We start from the raw sequence: 18835 nt of genomic DNA, 5'->3' as shown, positions 1-18835 counted from the left end.
ACCCTTAAAAGTTGTCAGTGGAAGTGAATACGCCGACTCGAAGGCCTTCGGCAGTATAGATCTCGCGACCGTCGACAGTCACCGAACCGTCAGCGATAGCTAGGTTCAGCTTGCCCTTGAGGACGCGCTTGATTTGAATGTTGTAGGTGACTTTCTTGGCGGTCGGCAAGACCTGGCCAAAGAATTTCACTTCGCCTGACCCCAGGGCGCGACCGCGACCCGGCAGGCCTTGCCAGCCCAGATAGAAGCCAACCAGTTGCCACATGGCGTCAAGGCCCAGGCAGCCTGGCATCACCGGGTCACCTTCGAAATGGCAGGCGAAGAACCACAGGTCCGGGGTGATATCCAGCTCGGCGACCAATTCACCTTTGCCGTACTTGCCACCTTCTTCGCTGATATGGGTGATGCGATCCACCATCAGCATGTTCGGGGCGGGCAGTTGCGCGTTACCTGGGCCGAACAGCTCACCGCGACTGCAGCGCAGCAGGTCTTCCCGAGTAAAGGCGTTTTGTTTGGTCATGCGAGCTCCTCAATAATCCCATGCGGCAGGGTAGGGCAAATCTTCCCGAACCGAATGAAGCGTTCATGCCTCATGTCGGCAGCCTACACATAGACTATTGCGTTGTAGTGAAAGTCACAGCGGCAAGGCACTGAATGTACACTTGTTCACTGAAATTTTAAACCGGGTCTGTTTATGGGCCCGTTCGGGTGCCTAAGACTGCCGCACTTTCGCCTTTCACGCCAGTCGGAGTTGGCTGATGGCGCGGCGCTATTGCACCCAACGTTGCAGGATTTGCTGCAAATCCGTGCGTTTGAACGGCTTGGCCAGGTAATCGTTCATTCCGGCTGCAAGACAGGCTTCACGGTCACCCTGCAAGGCGTTGGCGGTCAGGGCGATGATCGGCAGGTCAGCGCACCCCGGCAATTGGCGAATCTGCCGGGTGGCTTCGTAGCCATCGATCAGCGGCAGCCGGCAATCCATCAGGATCGCCGTGAAAATCAGGCTTTCGGCGCTACGGATCGCCTCGGCGCCGTCGGTGGCAATGCTCACTGCGAAACCCAGGCTGCGCAGCATGGCTTCGACCACGGTGCGGTTGACTGGGTTATCTTCCACCAGCAGGACATGGCGGCCATCGCCGGCGCTGCCTTTGCCGTCGGCGTCGGTAGCGATGGTCGGCAAGCTTTGCTGATCAATGGCCAGGGGAATTTCCAGGGTGAACAACGAACCACGGCCTTCTTCGCTCTGGGCGCGCAGGGTGCCGCCCATGCGTTCAGCGAGGGTACGGGCGATGGGCAGTCCCAGGCCGGTGCCGCCGTAACGTCTTGAAATGGAACTGTCGGCTTGCTGGAATGCATCGAACATCAACTCCAGGCGCTCGGTGGAAATCCCGATGCCACTGTCACGCACGGTACAGGTGAACCACATCAGTTCATGGTCGAGGGTCTGCCACTGGGGTTCAACGCTGACCGCGCCGTGCTCGGTAAACTTCAGTGCGTTGCCGATCAGGTTCACCAGGATTTGGCGGATCCGCGTCGGGTCGCCCTGCACGCGCAAGGCGTCCATTCCTTGCGGGATCGACAGCTGCAGCGCCAACCCACGCTGCTGCGCGCTGTGCTGGAAGGCCTGGGCGCAGTTGTTGATCAGGTCCGCGAGGTTGAACGGAATGTGCTCCAACTCCAGCGCGGCGCGTTCGATCCGCGAGAAGTCGAGGATGTCATTGATGACCTTGAGCAAATGCTCGGTGGACTCGCAAGCCAGCGCCGCGTACTCGGTCTGCTCCTCGGTCATCTCGGTGGTTTCCAGCAGCTGCAACATGCCCAGCACACCGTTCATGGGCGTGCGCAGCTCATGACTCATCATCGCCAGGAAATCCGACTTGGCGTTGTTGGCGCGCTCGGCTTCTTCGCGGGTCTGGATCAACTGGGCCATGGCCTGCTGTTGTTCGCGACTGGCCTGGTTGAGCCCTTCGGCGAGGTTATTGATATGCCGCGACAGGTCGCCGAGCTCCGAGTCATCCACGATCGGCAGCGGCGTCTTGTAGTCCCCTTGCTGGATGGCCTTCACCGCATTGCCCATGGCGCTGATCGGTTGTGACAGGCTGGCGGCCAGGCGCCGTGCGAGCAGGAAGGTGAACAACAGGGCGAACAGCGCCAGGATGCCGGCCTTCAACAGGATCTCCTGCTGGCGCTGGCTGAACGCGTCGTTGGACATGCCGACGATCACCCGGCCCAGGTAGTCCGCACGCGGTGCCTTGGGTTCGTTGAGGGTGTCCTGGAAGAAGTCATTGCCCAACTGGATGTGTTGCAGGCGAATCGGCGCCTGGAACACTTTTACCGACAGCGAACGGTCGTGGTTCTCTGAAGGTTGCTCGACGTACACCAGAATGTTCTCGCTGCTGTCCTGGATCTCCAGGAAGCGCACATGGGGCGTGGCCAGCGTCGCGCGCAACAGGCTATCAAGCACATCATTGTTGCCGGAAATCACCCCGTATTCGGTGGCGGGCGCCAGTTGGTTCGCGATCAATTGGCCGGTGTGGTCCAGTTCCTGGCGCAGGTCCTGGATACGCACGAAGGTAAAGAAGCTGATCAACAGCAACGTCAGCAACAGTGCCGGGCCCAGGGTGATGAGCTGGGTACGGGTGTTGATATCCCAACGGCGACGCAAGGTCATGGGCGTTTTTCTCCTTCGGCCAATCGCGTGGCAACGCTGGCTTCGTCCACCTGTTCGATCCCCAGTGAGCGCGCGACTTGCGGGTTGCCCACGACTTTGAAGCGTTCCGGATACAGCGAACTCGGCCAATGGGCTGGCGGATGGTCGAGCAGGCGGTCGAGCACGCGCAGCCAGTCGTCCTGGTCGCTGTAGGTGCTGGCCAGGCTGCCGGCCCGCACAAAGCCCGCATTTGGGCCCACCAGCGGCAATTGCTGGGCATAGCTGCTCAGCAACAGGTTCTTCGCGGTTTTCGGGTTGTACAACTGCGGGTCGTCGAGGCCGAGCAACACGTCACTTTTTCTGAACAGGGTTTGTAGCGGCCGACTGTCATTAATGTTGTCCCAGCGCTGCGGCACGATTTCCAGGCCCAAGGGCGTGGCGTGCTGGCGCAATTCGGGCAGGAGAAATTCACTTTCGGTGCCATAGAGCACGCCGATGCGCCGTGCTTGGGGAAGGATGCCGGTGATCAGGCTCAATTGGCGCTCCAGCGGCGGGTCGCTCCACAACAGGCTGATGCGTGGGTGCTGCGTTGTGCCCAGGCGCTGGTGGGCTTGCACCCGACTGATGCGCAGCACCAGGGTCGGCGGGCCCAGGGTGTCCTGCAGGCGCCAGTCGAGGCCGGGCAGGTCGAGCAGGATCAGGCGCGTGTTGGCCGGCAGGTGGCTGGGAGCCGGTAAATCCTTGAGGGCGGTGAAAGTGACGTGGTCTTCGGGGCGTTGTTGGGCCAGCGCCTGGGCAAAGGCCTGCACGCCCGCGCCGTCTTCGGCGGCGGTCAGCAGGATATCGGCGCTCCAGGCAGGAGCGGCAAACAGCAGGCAACCGAGCAGCGCAGCGCGTCGACAGAGCGTATTGATAAAAGAACGGGTCATCCGTGACGAGTCGCCCATGTCAGAACTCTAACTCCGCGCTGAAGTAGAGCACGTGGCGACTGTCATAATTGTTATCGGCCCAGGTGGTGGGCTGGTTGTCGAGGCGTTGTTGCAGCATGCCGGCCAGCTCCACATTGGCTTTGCCCAAGGCAATGCGCTTGGCCACCCGCAGGTCGGCCCGTTCGAAGCGATAGCCGTTGAGTGCGTCGTCGCCATAGTAGAACAGCGCGCTCGACCAGCCCTGACCCCATTCACGCAACCAGCCGGCGGAGCCACTGTTACGCGCGGTTTGTGCTTTATCACGCGGGTTACTGCTGGTGGCATCGACGTAAGCATAGGTCAGCCGCAGGCGGTCGGCGTTGCTCACGCGCCAGTCGAACTGGGATTCAGCACCGGTAAACCGAGAGCTGTTGGCGTTGCTGGCAATGTATTGGTTATTGCGCAGCGGCGAGCTGATCATGTTGGTGATCTCGTCGTAGAACAGTTTCACGTCCATGTTCAGCCCGATGTCGGCAAAAAAGCCGTTGTACCCTAGTTCCCTCGATTTCATCATCTCTTTATCGAGGTTGCCCGGGCCCCGGGTCTTTACGAAGTATTGCCCGGTGGTCTGCCCATAGGCCGGGGAGCCGAGGTTGGTGACGCGATAGCTCCAGTTGACATTGTTCTCGAACATGTCCGGCGAGCGGATCGCTTCGGAATACACCGCCCGCAGGCCGTGGCGCGGGTTGATCAGGTAGTTGACGGCCACCCGTGGCGTCAGCGAGTTGCCGCTCAGGTGCGTGTCTTCGTACATCGCGCCGCCTTGCAGCAGCCAATGCTCGCTGGCGCGCCATTCCAACTGGCCGAACAGACGCCAGGTGCTGTCGTCCAGAGTGCCGTTGAAATAGGTGTCGGAGTCGGCGCGGTCGTAGCGGTAGTTCATGCCGCTGACCAGGCGCAGGCTGTCGGACAGGCTGAGAGTGTCCTGAATCTCCAGGTCATAGCGGCTTTCGCGAGTGCTTTGGTCGATGTCACCGCACACGCTCTGGTTGGCGCCGTTACGCCATTGGTCCAGCACCTGGTCGGCCAGGGCTTGCTCGGCGGGGCTGCCCGGTGGCGCACTGCCTTGGCTGTAGGTGTCCATGTGCCGGGCCAGCCGTTCGGCATAATTGGGGTTCAACTGCCATAACTGGGTCAGCTCCGGGCTGAACGAGACCTTGGCATCACAGGCTTTCCAGATTTGCCGGCGATCCCACTGTTGGGCCGAGCCCTGGATATACAGGCTGTGGTCAGGGTTGAAATCAAAATTCCAGCGCAGGGAACCCGCGTAGTCTTTGGCTGTGACGTCGGAATTGTTACCGCCTTCGGTAATCCCGGCAAACACTGGAGTGTAGGTATAAGGTCGTTGGTTGGTGCCTTCCTTTGCATCCAACTGCACATCGATGCTCTGTTGGGTGTTCAGCGTCTGGCTGATCGCCAGGCTGAAGCGGTTGAGGCGGCGGCCGTCACGGCGGTCGGCGCCGGCAGCGTCGCTGTCGAAACCGTCGTCCTGTTGCCCGGAGAGGGACAAGCGCAAGTCGCCGGTTTCCCAGCCTGCTCCCTGGCTGGCATAGAAGTCGTTGATGCCGCGTGCGCCACGCACCACCTTGACCCGCGAGCCATGGCTGTTGGCCGGCGAGCGCGTGAGGATGTTAACGACCGCCATCAAGGCATTGGCGCCGTAGCTGACGGTGTTGGGGCCGCGGAACACTTCGATGCGCTCGATATCTTCCATGGCGACCGGAATGTCGCTCCAGTCCACGGTGGCCAGGCCCGCGCGATACACCGAGCGGCCGTCTATCAGCACCTGCATGCGCCGCGCATCGCTGGCACTGGTGCCATGGTAGTTCACCGTCGCCTGGTTGCCGGTGGTGTAGCCGACCATCATCCCTGGTACCAGCCGCAGCAGTTCACTGATATCCCGCGCGCCACTGGCCTTGATCAGCTGGCTGTCGATCACGGTCATACTGCCAGGCACGGCGGCGGCCGATTGCTTGAGGCGCGTGGCGGTCAACACTTGGGGCAGGGGCTGGCTGTCGAGGAACAGGTCATCGGCCATGACCGGCGCGCTGCACAGCAGCATCAGCCACAGAGGTAGACGAGGAGGAGGGCCCAAATACACGGCACGGCCTTGATAATTGCGGATAGCCGCCCATGTTAACTGAGGTGGGGCCTTTTGCCAGTCGTCGGACTTGTAATTACTTCATGTAAATTTGCCATTTTCCGGCAAACGCATGAATTGATACGGGGGCTGGCCGCAAGCGGGTCGGCCCGTATAATGCGCCATCGCCACTGGTATGGATTAACGGATTGCATATGACTGAACAGCGCCCTATCGCGGTCCTGGGAGGCGGAAGTTTTGGTACCGCCGTGGCAAATTTGCTGGCCGAAAACGGTCACGCTGTGCGCCAGTGGATGCGCGATCCGGAACAGGCCGAGGCCATTCGGGTTAACCGGGAAAATCCGCGTTACCTCAAAGGCATCAAGATTCATCCGGCGGTCGAGCCTGTCACCGACCTGCTGGAAACCCTCACAGCCTGCGACCTGTGCTTTGTCGCGCTGCCGTCCAGCGCACTGCGTTCGGTGTTGGCGCCTCACGCCGAACGCCTGGCGGGCAAGCTGCTGGTCAGCCTGACTAAAGGCATCGAGGCGCAGACCTTCAAGCTGATGAGTGAAATCCTTGAAGAAATCGCTCCTCAGGCGCGCATTGGCGTGCTGTCCGGGCCGAACCTGGCGCGGGAAGTGGCCGAGCATGCGCTGACCGCCACCGTGGTCGCCAGTGAAGACGAAGCGCTCTGCGAGCGCGTCCAGGCCGTGCTCCATGGCCGGACCTTCCGCGTCTATGCCAGCAACGACCGCTTTGGCGTCGAACTGGGCGGTGCGCTGAAAAACGTCTATGCGATCATCGCCGGCATGGCCGTGGCGCTGGGCATGGGCGAAAACACCAAGAGCATGCTGATCACCCGCGCCTTGGCCGAGATGACCCGTTTTGCCGTGAACCAGGGCGCCAACCCGATGACCTTCCTGGGGCTGGCGGGTGTGGGCGACTTGATCGTCACCTGCTCCTCGCCGAAAAGCCGCAACTACCAGGTGGGTTTCGCCCTCGGCCAGGGCTTGAGCCTGGATGACGCGGTCACGCGCCTGGGTGAAGTGGCCGAAGGCGTCAACACCCTCAAGGTGCTCAAGGCCAAGGCCCAGGAGGCCGGCGTGTATATGCCGCTGGTCGCCGGGCTGCACGCTATCCTGTTTGAAGGGCGCACCTTGGACCAGGTCATCGAGGTGCTGATGCGCGCCGAGCCGAAAACCGATGTCGACTTTATTTCCACCAGTGGTTTCAACTGAGGAACGCGTCATGAACGATCCAAAAGCAGCGCCCAAGTACGAATCCATTGGCCTGCGCATCCTGTGGATGTTGGTGTTTGCCCTGGTGTGGCAGGTGGCGCAGTTCCTGCTCGGCGCGCTGGTGGTGGTGCAGTTGATCTACCGCTTGATCTATGGCGCACCGAACCTGGGCCTGATGAACTTCGGCGACAGCCTCAGCCAGTTCCTGGCGCAGATCGGCCGTTTCGGCAGCTTCCACTCCGAACAGAAACCATGGCCGTTCGCTGACTGGCCGACCCCGCGCGCACCCGAGGGCGAAGCCGCCCACAGTGTGCCGCCAGCGCCGCACCCGGTGCGTGATGAGGAGCCAAAGCTGTGAAGTTGTGGATTTTGCGTCACGGCGAAGCAGAAGCCCATGCCCCCTCCGACGCTCAGCGCAACCTCACCGAACAGGGGCGCGCCGAAGTGTTGCGCAGTGCTGCGCACCTGATTGGCCAACCCCTCAGCGCCATCATCGCCAGCCCCTATGTGCGGGCGCAGCAGACCGCGCACCTGGTGCGTGAGGCCTTGGGTTTCGAGCCGGATATTCGCACGGTGGCGTGGCTGACGCCGGAGGGCAATCCTTTGCAGGTGCTGGAAAAGCTCGACACCGATGACAACGTGCTGCTGGTCAGCCACCAGCCGTTGGTGGGCAGCCTGATCAGCTTTCTGCAGCATGGTCACCAGCGTCAGCCGCAGCCGATGCACACCGCCAGCCTGGCGGAACTGGAGGGGGATTTCCCGCTGGCGGGGCTTATGAGCCTGGTCGGTGTGAAACACCCGTAGGCTATATCGCTGCTTTGTGTGTGCTATATATTCAACCAAGCAAGTGCTTGGTTGGCTATCGTCGGACCACAAAGGAGCGCGTCCCATGCCCGTCGCTTTTCGTTTGCCGTTGCAGGTCTTCTTTGAACGTGAAGCGCGCCACCCGCGTCAGACCTTTCTGGTCCAGCCCGTTGGCGGCAGCGAGGTGCAACGCCTCAGTTGGGGCGATGTCGGCCACCAGGCCCGTTGCGCCGCGCAGTGGCTGCGTGCTCGCGAGTTGCCCCAGGGCTCGCACATTGCCTTGATCTCGAAAAACTGCGCGCACTGGATCATTGCCGACCTGGCGATCTGGATGGCCGGGCACGTCTCTGTGCCGCTGTACCCCAACCTCACCGCCGACTCCGTTGCCCATGTGCTCAGCCATTCCGAGGCGGCACTGGTGTTTATCGGCAAGCTCGACGATTGGCCCGCCATGGCACCCGGTGTGCCGGCGGGTGTGCCCACCATCAGCCTGCCACTGTGCCCGTCGGGCGCGTTCGATTTCAGTTGGGCCGACCTGCAAGCCTGCCCGTCGATTCATGACGACCCCCAGCCTGCCGCTTCGGACCTGGCCACCATCATCTATACCTCCGGCACCACCGGCCTGCCCAAAGGCGTGATGCACAGCTTTGGCGCCTTGGGGTTTGCCGCCACCCGCGGCACCGAGTTATTTGGGCTGGGGGAGGGCGACCGGCTGTTGTCCTACCTGCCGTTGTGTCATGTGGCGGAGCGGATGTTTGTGGAGATGGCGTCGATTTACACCGGGCAAACGGTTTATTTCGCAGAAAGCCTGGAGACTTTTCTGACCGATCTGCGTAGGGCACGTCCGACCGCACTGTTTGGCGTGCCGCGGATCTGGAGCAAATTCCAGATGGGTGTCTACGCCAAGATCCCGCAAAAGCGCCTCGATACCTTGCTGCGCCTGCCCTTTATCGGCAAACGCGTAGGCCACAAGGTACTTGCCGGCCTGGGCCTGGACGCGTTGCGCATCGCACTGTCCGGCGCGGCGCCCGTGCCCGAGGCGCTGCTGCGCTGGTACCAACGCCTGGGCCTGGATGTGCTCGAGGTGTATGGCATGACCGAGAGCTGCGGCTACTCCCATGTGTGTCGTCCCGGCCAGCAGATCCTCGGCTGGATTGGCCTGCCGTGCCCCGGTGTTGAAGTGCGCATCGACCCCTCGGGCGAAGTGCAGGTGCGTAGCGGTGCGACCATGCTCGGCTACTTCAAGGACCCACAGAAAACCTGCGAGACCCTCACCGCCGATGGGTTCTTGCGTACCGGCGACAAGGGCGAGCAGGATGCCGATGGCCGTTTGCGCCTGACCGGGCGGCTCAAGGAAATCTTCAAGACCAGCAAAGGCAAATACGTGGCCCCGGCGCCGATCGAAAACCGCCTGGCCGAACACTCGCGCATCGAGCAGGTGTGCGTAGTGGGCGACGGCCTGGCTGCGCCAATCGGCCTGTGTGTGCTGTCGGCGGGGAGCCAGGACCGGCAAGTGCTGCGCAGCAGCCTTGAGCGCCTGTTGGAACAGGTCAACGGCGCCTTGGACAAGCATGAGCATTTGCGTCAACTGGTGGTGGTCAACGAAAACTGGGCGGTGGAAAACGGCTTTCTGACCCCGACCCTGAAGATCAAGCGCAACGTGATCGAATCGACCTACGGTGCACAATTGCAGGCGTGGAGCGAGCGTTCCGAATCGGTTCTGTGGCAGGATTAGGCCCATCATAAAACCAAGAAGGACACCTGTATGAGCCTGTGGCGTACCCAGCCGAATATCGAACAACTCAATGCCATGCAGAAAAACACCATCGGTGAGCTGCTGGATATTCGCTTCGACAGCGTGGACGACGAGTCCCTGACCGCCAGCATGGTGGTCGATCATCGCACCCATCAACCCTACGGCTTGCTGCACGGTGGTGCGTCGGTGGTGTTGGCAGAAACCGTCGGCTCGACGGCCGCCTACCTGTGTATTGATCCCGCCAAGTTCTATTGCGTCGGCCTTGAGGTCAACGCCAACCACCTGCGTGGTGTGCGCAGCGGGCGGGTGACTGCCGTGGCGCGCGCGATTCACATCGGCCGCACTACTCAGGTGTGGGACATCCGCTTGACCAGCGACGATGGCAAGGCCAGTTGCATCTCGCGCCTGACCATGGCGGTGGTACCGTTGGGCGAGAACCCACCGGTGCGATAGGCGTGGCGTGAGTGTCATCATTCCTGGCAGTTACAGTCATTGCTGTGCCGGCCAGGCATGGTGACAATCAGTCTCTGTTTTTGTAGATGGATCCGGTATGTCGCAGCATGTGTTTTTTGCCCACGCCAATGGCTTCCCTTCGGCCACCTACGGCAAGCTGTTTGCCGCCCTGGCCCCGGAATACACGGTGGCTCATCTGCCGCAGCACGGTCATGACCCCAGGTTTCCGGTGGATGATAATTGGCAGAATCTGGTGGACGAGTTGATCCACCACCTTGAGCAGCAGCCGGAACCGGTGTGGGGCGTGGGCCATTCCTTGGGCGGCGTGTTGCATCTGCACGCGGCCATGCGTTGCCCGCAGTTGTATCGCGGTGTGGTGATGCTCGATTCGCCGGTGCTGACCCGCGCCGACCGCTGGGTAATTCGCGCGGCCAAGCGCTTGGGTTTCATCGACCGCCTGACCCCGGCTGGACGCACCCTGGGCCGTCGCGAGGAATTTACCGACCTAGAGGCTGCGCGCAGTTACTTCGCCGGCAAGACCTTGTTCCGTGGCTTTGACCCGGAATGCTTCGACGCTTACCTGCAACATGGCTTGTATCAGGTGGGTGATCGCCTGCGCCTGCGCTTTGACCCAGCCACCGAAATCAGCATCTACCGTGGCGTGCCGCACACCAGCCCGGGCCAGGTGCGCCAATTGAAGGTGCCGCTGGCGGTGGTGCGCGGCCGACAGAGCCGCGTAGTGATGCGTCACCACGCCAGCGGCGTCGGACGTCTGCCCATGGGTGAAATGCTCACCATGCCCGGCGGCCATATGTTCCCCCTTGAGCGCCCCCAAGACACCGCGACCTTGATCAAGAACCTGTTTTCCCGCTGGGACACGCGCGAGCGTAGTTGCGCATGAGCACACCCGTCGAGGACGTCCGCCTGAGCCTGCCGCATATCGAACTGGCGGCCCACCTGTTCGGCCCCGAGGACGGTGTGCCGGTGATCGCGCTGCATGGCTGGCTGGACAACGCCAACAGCTTTGCGCGACTGGCCCCGAAACTTCAGGGTTTGCGCGTCGTTGCGCTGGATATGGCCGGGCACGGGCATTCGGCGCATCGTCCTACAGGCGCCGGTTATGCCTTGTGGGATTACGTCTATGACGTGCTGCAAGTCGCCGAGCAACTCGGGTGGAAACGTTTTGCATTACTTGGTCACTCTCTCGGCGCTATCGTGTCTCTGGTGCTCGCCGGTGCGTTGCCGGAGCGCGTAACGCACCTGGGATTGATCGACGGCGTGATCCCGCCGACGGCCAACGGTGAGAACGCCGCCGAGCGGCTGGGCATGGCGTTGCAAGCGCAATTGAACCTGCAGGACAAGCGCAAGCCGGTCTATAACACCCTGGATAGCGCCGTCGAAGCGCGCATGAAAGGCGTGGTAGCGGTCAGTCGCGAAGCCGCAGAACTGCTGGCCCAGCGCGGTTTGATGCCGGTGCCGGGTGGTTACACCTGGCGTACCGATAGCCGCCTGACCCTGGCTTCGCCGATGCGCCTGACCGACGAACAAGCCATGGCCTTCGTGCGGCGCGTAAGGTGCCCTACGCAGTTAGTGGTCGCTGCCGACGGCATGCTGGCGAAACATCCCGAATTGCTTTCCCAGCTACCCTTTACCGTGACCACGCTGCCCGGTGGCCATCATTTGCACCTGAATGATGAGTCCGGGGCGCTCCTTGTTGCAGACTGTTTCAATCGGTTCTTCCGAGCGCCTTGACTTGGGGCGGTCAACTGCCGAGGCTGGGCGGATTGAAAAGGAGTCAACCATGAACAACTTCAACATCGCTATGACCAACGATGGCCAGGGCTCGTTGATCTTATGAGCGTGCGTAACGGATGTATCCGTGTCTTGGGCTTAAGCCTGCTTAGCCCGTTGGTATTCGCCGCCGACCTACCGGGTAGCCAGGACCTGCCCGCCGTGGCCCGCCAGGTCGATTCGCAAATTGTCGATTACCGGCCCGCTGAAGAAAAAGAACGCATCTACCCCATGGGCGCGATCCGCAAGATCAGCGGCCAGTTGCGCTATGAAGACCAGGCCATCGCGCGCGGCCAAGCCACCGCCATCACCTATGAGTTGCCCGCCGAACACAGCTCCAGCGCCGCGTTTACCGCGACGCGTGAAGCCTTACAGGAAAAGGGCGCGCAGTTGTTATTCTGGTGCAATGCCCGCGATTGTGGTGAAAGCAGCCTGTGGGCCAATGAGATTTTCGGCAACGCCAAGTTGGTCGGCGCCGACAGCCAGCAGGAATACGTGTTGCTGCGTCTGGCCGAGCCACAGGCCAACTCCCTGGTCGCGCTCTATGGCATCACCCGGGGCAATCGCCGCGCCTATCTGCATGTGGAGCAATTGGACGCCAGCGCGCCATTGGGCCATCTATTGCCGACCTCGGCGACCCTGTCGCGCGAGCTGAAGAGCACCGGAGAGCTGGACTTCCCTGCGCTCGCCGGCGCCCCCGACACCACCTGGCTGACCTTGATTTCCCGTGGGTTGAACCTCGACACCACGTTGCGCGTCAGTTTGACCGGGCCGAGCGCCGAAGCGTGGCGCCAGGGCCTGATCGACAAAGGCGTGCGCGCTGCTCGCCTGGAAACCGGCGCCGGTGATGCCAAAGGCCTGCACGTGCATCTGATACGCTAGGCGTGACCAGGCGAACGGACCCGCTTCGTTCGCCTAAGCTGTCTTCCTAAGCCTTCTTCTAGAGATACCCCATGCTCAATAACGATCGCCTACTGGTGCAAATCCTGCTGCTGGTGCTGTTTGGTGCCAGTCTATGGGTGATGGCACCGTTCTGGTCGGCGCTGTTCTGGGGCGCGGTGCTGGCGTTTGCCAGTTGGCCACTGATGGTCCTGCTCACGCGTTCGCTCGGCGGCCGGGAGTCTTTGGCGGCCTCCATCCTGACGCTGGGCTGGATGTTGCTGGTGGCGGTGCCGCTGGTGTGGCTGGGCTTCAACCTCGCGGACCATGTGCGCGACGCGGTGGCGTTGATCAAGAATATCCAGGTCGACGGCTTGCCGGCGGCGCCCACCTGGCTCGGTTCCATTCCCTTTGTTGGCGAGCGGCTGGTGGCAACCTGGGACAGCATCGACCAACAAGGCGCGGCCATGATGGTCAGCATCAAGCCGTACCTGGGGCAGGTTGGCAATTGGTTGCTGGCACGCAGTGCGCAGATCGGCGGGGGCATTCTTGAACTGACGTTGAGCCTGGTGTTCGTGTTCTTTTTCTATCGAGACGGGCCGCGCTTGGCGATGTTCGTCCACCGTTTATTGGAACGCTTGATCGGCGAACGCGCGGGCTACTACATCGAACTGGTGGCTGGCACCGTACAACGGGTGGTCAATGGCGTGATCGGCACCGCTGCCGCCCAGGCGGTGCTGGCACTTATCGGCTTCCTGATCGCCGGCGTACCGGGCGCGCTGGTGCTGGGCGTCGTCACCTTCCTGCTCAGCCTGATCCCCATGGGCCCGCCGCTGGTGTGGATCCCTGCCACGGCCTGGCTGGCCTGGAAAGGCGATTACACCTATGCGGTGTTCCTCGGTGTATGGGGCACGTTCATCATCAGCGGCGTGGACAACGTGCTCAAGCCCTACCTGATCAGTCGGGGCGGCAACCTGCCGCTGGTCATTGTGCTGCTCGGCGTGTTCGGTGGCTTGATTGCCTTTGGTTTTATCGGCCTGTTTATCGGCCCGACCTTGCTGGCGGTGGCCTACAGCCTGTTGACGGATTGGAGTGCGACCCAGGCTCAGGCGCGTCTGGAAGATAAGCCGCTGTAACGGTTGTATGAGGCCTAATGTGGGAGTGGTGCTGGCCCTCAGGCCCTGGGCAACCACATCACGGCAGTCAGTCCACCACTTGGGGTTTCCTCCAGGTTCAGGCGACCGCCGAGGCGTTCCGCCGCTTCCTTGGAAATCGTCATGCCCAGGCCGACGCCGCCGGAGTTGCGGTTGCGTGAGCCTTCCAGCCGGTAGAACGGCTCGAACACCGCTTCACGCTTGTCGGCGGCGATGCCGGGGCCATGATCGATGACGCGGATGACCAGTGCCTCGCGACTGTCCGTCAGCTCGATGCGTGCCGAGCCGGCATAACGCAAGGCGTTGTCGATCAGGTTATTCAGGCACGAACGCAAGGCCATCGGCTGTACTTGCAACGGCGCGCAGGTGCCGGCGAATTGCACATCCGAACCCTGGTCCTGGGCGTTTTCGCTCATCGACTCCACCAGCGCTTGCACGTCCAGCCAATGCCGGGTTTCGCTGGTGCGTTGTTCGTGCAGGTAGCTCAGGGTGGCGTCGAGCATGCCGATCATGTCGTCCAAGTCCTGGCGCATCTGGCCCTGCAGCCGCGTATCTTCGATCTGTTCCAGGCGCAGCTTGAGGCGTGACAGTGGGGTGCGCAGGTCATGGGAGACCGCACCGAGCATGCGCGCGCGTTGGCTGACCTGTTCGCGGATGCGTTTTTGCATCAGGTTGAAGGTCGATGCCGCCTGCCGCGCTTCCAGCGGCCCGGACTCTTCCAGCGGCGGGCTGTCAAGGTCCAGGCTTAAACGCTCGGCCGCCTCGCTGAGGCGTTGAATCGGTCTGCTCAACAGCTTGGCCCCGTACCAGGCGGCGATAATCAGTGAGACAAATTGAAACGTCAGGGGCACCACCGGGCCGCCAAACCAGGGGCGGTGGTGCTCTTTGTGCTCCGGTACCCTTGTTCCGTCCGGTTGCTCGATAAACCGCTCAGGCGGTGGCGGCGGCGGTTGGCCGTAATGGTGGAACCAGAAGAACGCCAGCGCGTGGGCCAGCACAATCGCCACGAGCAACACGCCAAACAGCCGACCAAACAGCGTGTTGAAGGGCGCACGCATCAGCCGATATCTCGCGCGTCGAACAGGTAGCCTTCGCCACGCACGGTCTTGATCAACTGCGGTGCCTTGGGATCATCCCCGAGTTTCTGCCGCAGGCGCGATACCAGCAAGTCGATGCTGCGATCAAAGGCTTCAATTGATCGGCCACGGGCTGCATCCAGCAACTGCTCGCGGCTCAGTACGCGGCGCGGGCGCTCGATAAACACCCACAGCAAGCGGAATTCCGCGTTGGACAGCGGCACCACCAAACCATCGTCGGCCACCAGTTGGCGCAGCACACTGTTCAGGCGCCAGTTGTCGAAGCGGATATTCGTGCGCTGTTCAGTACGGTCGTCACGCACGCGGCGCAGGATGGTCTGGATGCGCGCTACCAGTTCGCGCGGCTCGAACGGCTTGGACATGTAGTCATCGGCGCCCAGTTCCAGGCCGATAATGCGGTCGGTGGGTTCGCAGCGGGCGGTGAGCATCAGGATCGGGATGTCCGATTCCGCGCGCAGCCAGCGGCACAGCGAGAGGCCGTCCTCGCCTGGCAGCATCAGGTCGAGCACCACCACGTCAAAGGTTTCGGCTTGCATGGCTTGGCGCATCGCGGTGCCGTCGGTGACGCCCGTGGCGAGAATGCCGAAGCGGGCCAGGTAGTCGATCAGCAGTTCGCGGATCGGCACATCGTCGTCAACGATCAGCGCACGGGTGTTCCAGCGCTTGTCATCGGCGATCACCGCCGCTTTTTGCTCGTCGTTCATAAAGACGGAAGGGGTATGCATAATGCAATCATCTGCCTGGTCGTTGCGGTCAGCATAGGCGCCCAGCCCCATGGCTGGAAGTGCTGGTCGGTGGGTCGTGCAGGCGAGGCTAGCCGTAGGGCGTATTGTGGGCATGTCGTGAATGTATCAGTTTTGAAATAATTTCCAGAAATGCCCGCCTGACGGCGCTTGGTCAGTATTTACCGATCATCGGATCCCGCAAAGGCGCTGCTTGCGCTACAATCCGCGCCGATTTCGACTTGCCTGAGAGCCCATTCCAATGCCCGTCTGCCAGACTCCTATCATCGTCGCCCTGGATTACCCCACTCGTGACGCCGCACTGAAGCTGGCTGACCAGTTGGATCCGAAGCTTTGCCGCGTCAAAGTCGGCAAGGAACTGTTCACCAGCTGCGCCGCGGACATCGTCGGCACCCTGCGTGATAAAGGCTTCGAGGTGTTCCTCGACCTGAAATTCCACGACATCCCGAACACCACCGCCATGGCGGTCAAGGCTGCCGCCGAAATGGGCGTGTGGATGGTCAACGTGCACTGCTCCGGCGGCCTGCGCATGATGGCCGCCTGCCGTGAAGTGCTGGAACAGCGCAGCGGTCCTAAACCGCTGCTGATCGGCGTCACTGTGCTCACCAGCATGGAGCGTGAAGACCTGGCCGGTATTGGCCTGGACATCGAGCCCCAGGAGCAAGTCCTGCGCCTGGCCGCCCTGGCGCAGAAAGCCGGCCTCGATGGCCTGGTGTGTTCGGCGCTGGAAGCCCAGGCGCTGAAAACCGCGCACCCGTCGCTGCAACTGGTGACTCCGGGGATTCGTCCGGCGGGCAGCGCCCAGGATGACCAGCGCCGTATCCTGACCCCGCGTCAGGCACTGGATGCGGGTTCGGATTACCTGGTGATTGGCCGCCCGATCAGCCAGGCGGCGGATCCGGCGAAGGCGCTGGCGGCGGTAGTTGCCGAGATCGCCTGATATCAGGTCGAACCTGGAAACATAGATGTGGGAGCGAGCAAGTCGAATCGTCGCACCGCTGCTCCCACAATTAGATCCAAGGTGTGTCAGTTGACCTTGAGTACCAGTTTGCCAAAGTTCTCCCCGTTGAACAGCTTCATCAACGTCTCCGGGAACGTCTCCAGCCCCTCCACGATATCTTCCTTGCTCTTGAGCTTGCCCTGCGCCATCCAGCCGGCCATTTCCTGCCCGGCCTCGGCAAAGTTCGCCGCGTGATCCATCACCACAAAACCTTCCATACGCGCGCGATTGACCAGCAATGACAGGTAGTTGGCCGGGCCCTTCACGGCTTCCTTGTTGTTGTATTGGCTGATGGCACCGCAAATCACCACGCGCGCCTTCAGTGCCAGGCGGCTGAGGACGGCGTCGAGAATATCGCCGCCGACGTTATCGAAATACACATCCACGCCCTTGGGGCATTCGCGCTTGAGCGCGGCGGGCACGTCTTCGCTTTTGTAATCGATGGCGGCGTCGAAGCCCAGTTCATCCACCAGGAACGTGCACTTGTCTGCACCGCCGGCAATGCCCACCACGCGGCAGCCTTTGAGCTTGGCGATCTGCCCGGCAATGCTGCCCACGGCGCCGGCCGCGCCGGAGATCACTACGGTTTCGCCTGCCTTGGGTGCGCCGGTGTCCAGCAACGCGAAGTAGGCAGTCATGCCGGTCATGCCCAGGGCAGACAGGTAGCGCGGCAAAGGCGCGAGTTTTGGATCAACCTTGTAGAAACCACGCGGCTCGCCCAGGAAGTAATCCTGCACACCCAAGGCACCGTTGACGTAGTCCCCGACCGCAAATTTCGGGTTGTTGGACGCAATCACTTTTCCCACACCCAGCGCACGCATCACTTCACCGATGCCGACCGGCGGAATGTAGGACTTGCCTTCATTCATCCAGCCGCGCATGGCCGGGTCGAGGGACAGGTATTCGTTGCGCACCAGCACCTGCCCATCCTGGGGTGTGCCCACCGGCACTTCCTGGTAGGTGAAGGTGTCCCGGGTCGCCGCGCCGACCGGGCGCTTGGCGAGCAGGAATTGACGGTTGGTCTGGGCGGTCATGGCAGGGACTCTTCTGGAAATGAACCTGAAGTGATAGACCTTGATCGGCTATGGAGCAAGGTTCACCCAATGCGCGAATGCTTGTCGATAGGCATTGCTGATAGTCAGCCTATGTCTGTTATCACTGCGATCCATGCAGCCTTAACCGGCCTTTTGATAGTGCTGACGCGTCCGGCGTGGCGTTGGCTAGACTCGGCCCACGGCTAGATTTCCCACAACACACTCTTCAGGACATCCTCCATGAGCATGACGTTTTCCGGTCAAGTCGCCCTGGTAACCGGTGCCGCCGCCGGTATTGGTCGCGCCACTGCGCTCGCATTCGCCGCCGAAGGCTTGAAGGTCGTGGTTGCCGACCTGGATGCAGCGGGCGGCGAGGGCACCGTCGCCTTGATCCACCAGGCGGGTGGGGAAGCGCTGTTTGTACGCTGCAACGTCACGCTGGAGGCCGATGTGCAGCAATTGATGGCCCAGACCATCACCGCCTATGGCCGCCTGGACTATGCCTTCAATAACGCCGGAATCGAGATCGAGAAAGGCAAGTTGGCCGACGGCAGCCTGGATGAGTTCGACGCGATCATGGGCGTCAACGTCAAAGGCGTGTGGCTGTGCATGAAGTACCAGGTGCCGCTACTGCTGGCCCAGGGTGGCGGGGCAATCGTCAACACGGCGTCGGTAGCGGGTTTGGGCGCGGCGCCCAAGATGAGCATTTACGCCGCTTCCAAGCATGCGGTGATCGGCCTGACCAAATCGGCTGCCATCGAGTATGCGAAGAAGAAAATTCGCGTCAATGCGGTCTGCCCGGCGGTGATCGATACCGATATGTTCCGGCGTGCCTATGAAGCCGACCCACGCAAAGCCGAATTTGCCGCCGCCATGCATCCGGTCGGGCGCATTGGCAAGGTCGAGGAGATCGCGAGTGCGGTGCTCTACCTCTGTAGCGATGGCGCTGCCTTTACCACTGGCCAGGCCTTGGCGGTTGACGGTGGTGCTACGGCTATCTAGGACCTCGCGTCGCCCGCCATTCGAAAAGGTTTGGGAGGGTTGTGGGGCGTTTCCATAGCTGGCAATGGGCCCTGTCAGAATGTGTATCATTAGGTAAATAACGTAATAAAATCAATACTTTAATAAAATTTGGCGACGGGTTGTGAGGGGCTTCTGTGCTTAACTGTTCTGGGTTGAATAACA

18 protein-coding genes are annotated in these 18835 nt (G+C 61.7%); 11 read left to right on the top strand and 7 right to left on the bottom strand.

The window, feature by feature from the left end; all coding sequences use genetic code 11:
- Nucleotides 1-4: 4 nt before the first annotated feature.
- From fabA to AACY08_RS16005, 4 genes are all read right to left on the bottom strand, one after another.
- Nucleotides 5-520: a 3-hydroxyacyl-[acyl-carrier-protein] dehydratase FabA gene (fabA, locus tag AACY08_RS16020; protein ID WP_003210552.1), complete on the bottom strand. Its 516-nt coding sequence runs from the start codon at nucleotides 518-520 to the stop codon at nucleotides 5-7.
- 249 nt (nucleotides 521-769) lie between these two features.
- Nucleotides 770-2671 carry an ATP-binding protein gene (locus tag AACY08_RS16015; protein WP_339470337.1) on the bottom strand — a complete coding sequence of 634 codons (1902 nt, stop codon included), beginning with the start codon at nucleotides 2669-2671 and terminating at the stop codon, nucleotides 770-772.
- Entirely contained in the window at nucleotides 2668-3597 is a 930-nt protein-coding gene (locus AACY08_RS16010; RefSeq protein WP_339470336.1) for an ABC transporter substrate-binding protein, read from the bottom strand. The genes AACY08_RS16015 and AACY08_RS16010 overlap by 4 nt, the downstream gene beginning before the upstream one ends.
- 1 nt (nucleotide 3598) lies before the next feature.
- Nucleotides 3599-5719, bottom strand: a complete 2121-nt coding sequence (locus tag AACY08_RS16005) for a TonB-dependent receptor plug domain-containing protein (RefSeq protein ID WP_339470335.1) — start codon at nucleotides 5717-5719, stop codon at nucleotides 3599-3601.
- A 194-nt stretch (nucleotides 5720-5913) separates the two neighbouring features.
- Between AACY08_RS16005 and AACY08_RS16000 the strand changes: the two genes are divergently transcribed.
- From AACY08_RS16000 to AACY08_RS15960, 9 genes are all read left to right on the top strand, one after another.
- Nucleotides 5914-6939 (top strand): NAD(P)H-dependent glycerol-3-phosphate dehydrogenase, encoded by a 1026-nt coding sequence (locus tag AACY08_RS16000; protein ID WP_339470334.1) that lies wholly within the window; start codon nucleotides 5914-5916, stop codon nucleotides 6937-6939.
- Between the two features lie 10 nt (nucleotides 6940-6949).
- Nucleotides 6950-7297 (top strand): DUF4389 domain-containing protein, encoded by a 348-nt coding sequence (locus tag AACY08_RS15995; RefSeq protein WP_339414664.1) that lies wholly within the window; start codon nucleotides 6950-6952, stop codon nucleotides 7295-7297.
- Nucleotides 7294-7743, top strand: coding sequence for a phosphohistidine phosphatase SixA (gene sixA, locus AACY08_RS15990; protein ID WP_339470333.1), 450 nt, complete (start codon nucleotides 7294-7296; stop codon nucleotides 7741-7743). The genes AACY08_RS15995 and sixA overlap by 4 nt, the downstream gene beginning before the upstream one ends.
- Nucleotides 7744-7828: 85 nt before the next feature.
- The gene (locus AACY08_RS15985) at nucleotides 7829-9478 is read left to right on the top strand and encodes an AMP-binding protein (protein ID WP_339470332.1); all 1650 of its coding nucleotides are present in this window, start codon (nucleotides 7829-7831) and stop codon (nucleotides 9476-9478) included.
- 30 nt (nucleotides 9479-9508) lie between these two features.
- A complete protein-coding gene (locus AACY08_RS15980) occupies nucleotides 9509-9952 on the top strand; it encodes a hotdog fold thioesterase (RefSeq protein ID WP_339470331.1) in 444 nt (147 codons plus the stop codon).
- 97 nt (nucleotides 9953-10049) lie between these two features.
- Nucleotides 10050-10853: an alpha/beta fold hydrolase gene (locus tag AACY08_RS15975; RefSeq protein WP_339470330.1), complete on the top strand. Its 804-nt coding sequence runs from the start codon at nucleotides 10050-10052 to the stop codon at nucleotides 10851-10853.
- Nucleotides 10850-11704 (top strand): alpha/beta hydrolase, encoded by an 855-nt coding sequence (locus AACY08_RS15970; protein ID WP_339414658.1) that lies wholly within the window; start codon nucleotides 10850-10852, stop codon nucleotides 11702-11704. The genes AACY08_RS15975 and AACY08_RS15970 overlap by 4 nt, the downstream gene beginning before the upstream one ends.
- A gap of 102 nt (nucleotides 11705-11806) precedes the next feature.
- Entirely contained in the window at nucleotides 11807-12625 is an 819-nt protein-coding gene (locus tag AACY08_RS15965; protein ID WP_339470329.1) for a DUF4892 domain-containing protein, read from the top strand.
- Nucleotides 12626-12696: 71 nt separating this feature from the next.
- Nucleotides 12697-13758 carry an AI-2E family transporter gene (locus AACY08_RS15960; RefSeq protein WP_339470328.1) on the top strand — a complete coding sequence of 354 codons (1062 nt, stop codon included), beginning with the start codon at nucleotides 12697-12699 and terminating at the stop codon, nucleotides 13756-13758.
- 38 nt (nucleotides 13759-13796) lie between these two features.
- Here AACY08_RS15960 and AACY08_RS15955 read toward each other — a convergent pair whose 3' ends face one another.
- Together AACY08_RS15955 and AACY08_RS15950 are read right to left on the bottom strand one after the other, a co-directional pair.
- Complete coding sequence (locus AACY08_RS15955) at nucleotides 13797-14834, bottom strand: sensor histidine kinase (RefSeq protein ID WP_339470327.1); 1038 nt, start codon at nucleotides 14832-14834, stop codon at nucleotides 13797-13799.
- Complete coding sequence (locus tag AACY08_RS15950) at nucleotides 14834-15598, bottom strand: response regulator (RefSeq protein ID WP_339470326.1); 765 nt, start codon at nucleotides 15596-15598, stop codon at nucleotides 14834-14836. The genes AACY08_RS15955 and AACY08_RS15950 overlap by 1 nt, the downstream gene beginning before the upstream one ends.
- 259 nt (nucleotides 15599-15857) lie before the next feature.
- Here AACY08_RS15950 and pyrF point away from each other — a divergent pair, with 259 nt between their 5' ends.
- Nucleotides 15858-16556, top strand: coding sequence for an orotidine-5'-phosphate decarboxylase (pyrF, locus tag AACY08_RS15945; protein WP_339414653.1), 699 nt, complete (start codon nucleotides 15858-15860; stop codon nucleotides 16554-16556).
- An 86-nt stretch (nucleotides 16557-16642) separates the two neighbouring features.
- Here the strand turns inward: pyrF and AACY08_RS15940 are convergent, their stop codons facing one another.
- Nucleotides 16643-17650, bottom strand: a complete 1008-nt coding sequence (locus tag AACY08_RS15940; RefSeq protein WP_339470325.1) for an NADP-dependent oxidoreductase — start codon at nucleotides 17648-17650, stop codon at nucleotides 16643-16645.
- Between the two features lie 240 nt (nucleotides 17651-17890).
- Here AACY08_RS15940 and AACY08_RS15935 point away from each other — a divergent pair, with 240 nt between their 5' ends.
- Nucleotides 17891-18652 carry an SDR family oxidoreductase gene (locus AACY08_RS15935; RefSeq protein WP_339470324.1) on the top strand — a complete coding sequence of 254 codons (762 nt, stop codon included), beginning with the start codon at nucleotides 17891-17893 and terminating at the stop codon, nucleotides 18650-18652.
- The last annotated feature ends 183 nt before the right edge of the window (nucleotides 18653-18835 follow it).

Origin of the sequence: Pseudomonas sp. EL_65y_Pfl1_R83, from assembly GCF_963970695.1 — a bacterium.
Taxonomy (GTDB): domain Bacteria; phylum Pseudomonadota; class Gammaproteobacteria; order Pseudomonadales; family Pseudomonadaceae; genus Aquipseudomonas; species Aquipseudomonas tritici.
The sequence above is the reverse complement of the archived record's forward strand: the minus strand, read 5'-3'. Positions and strand labels throughout refer to the sequence as shown.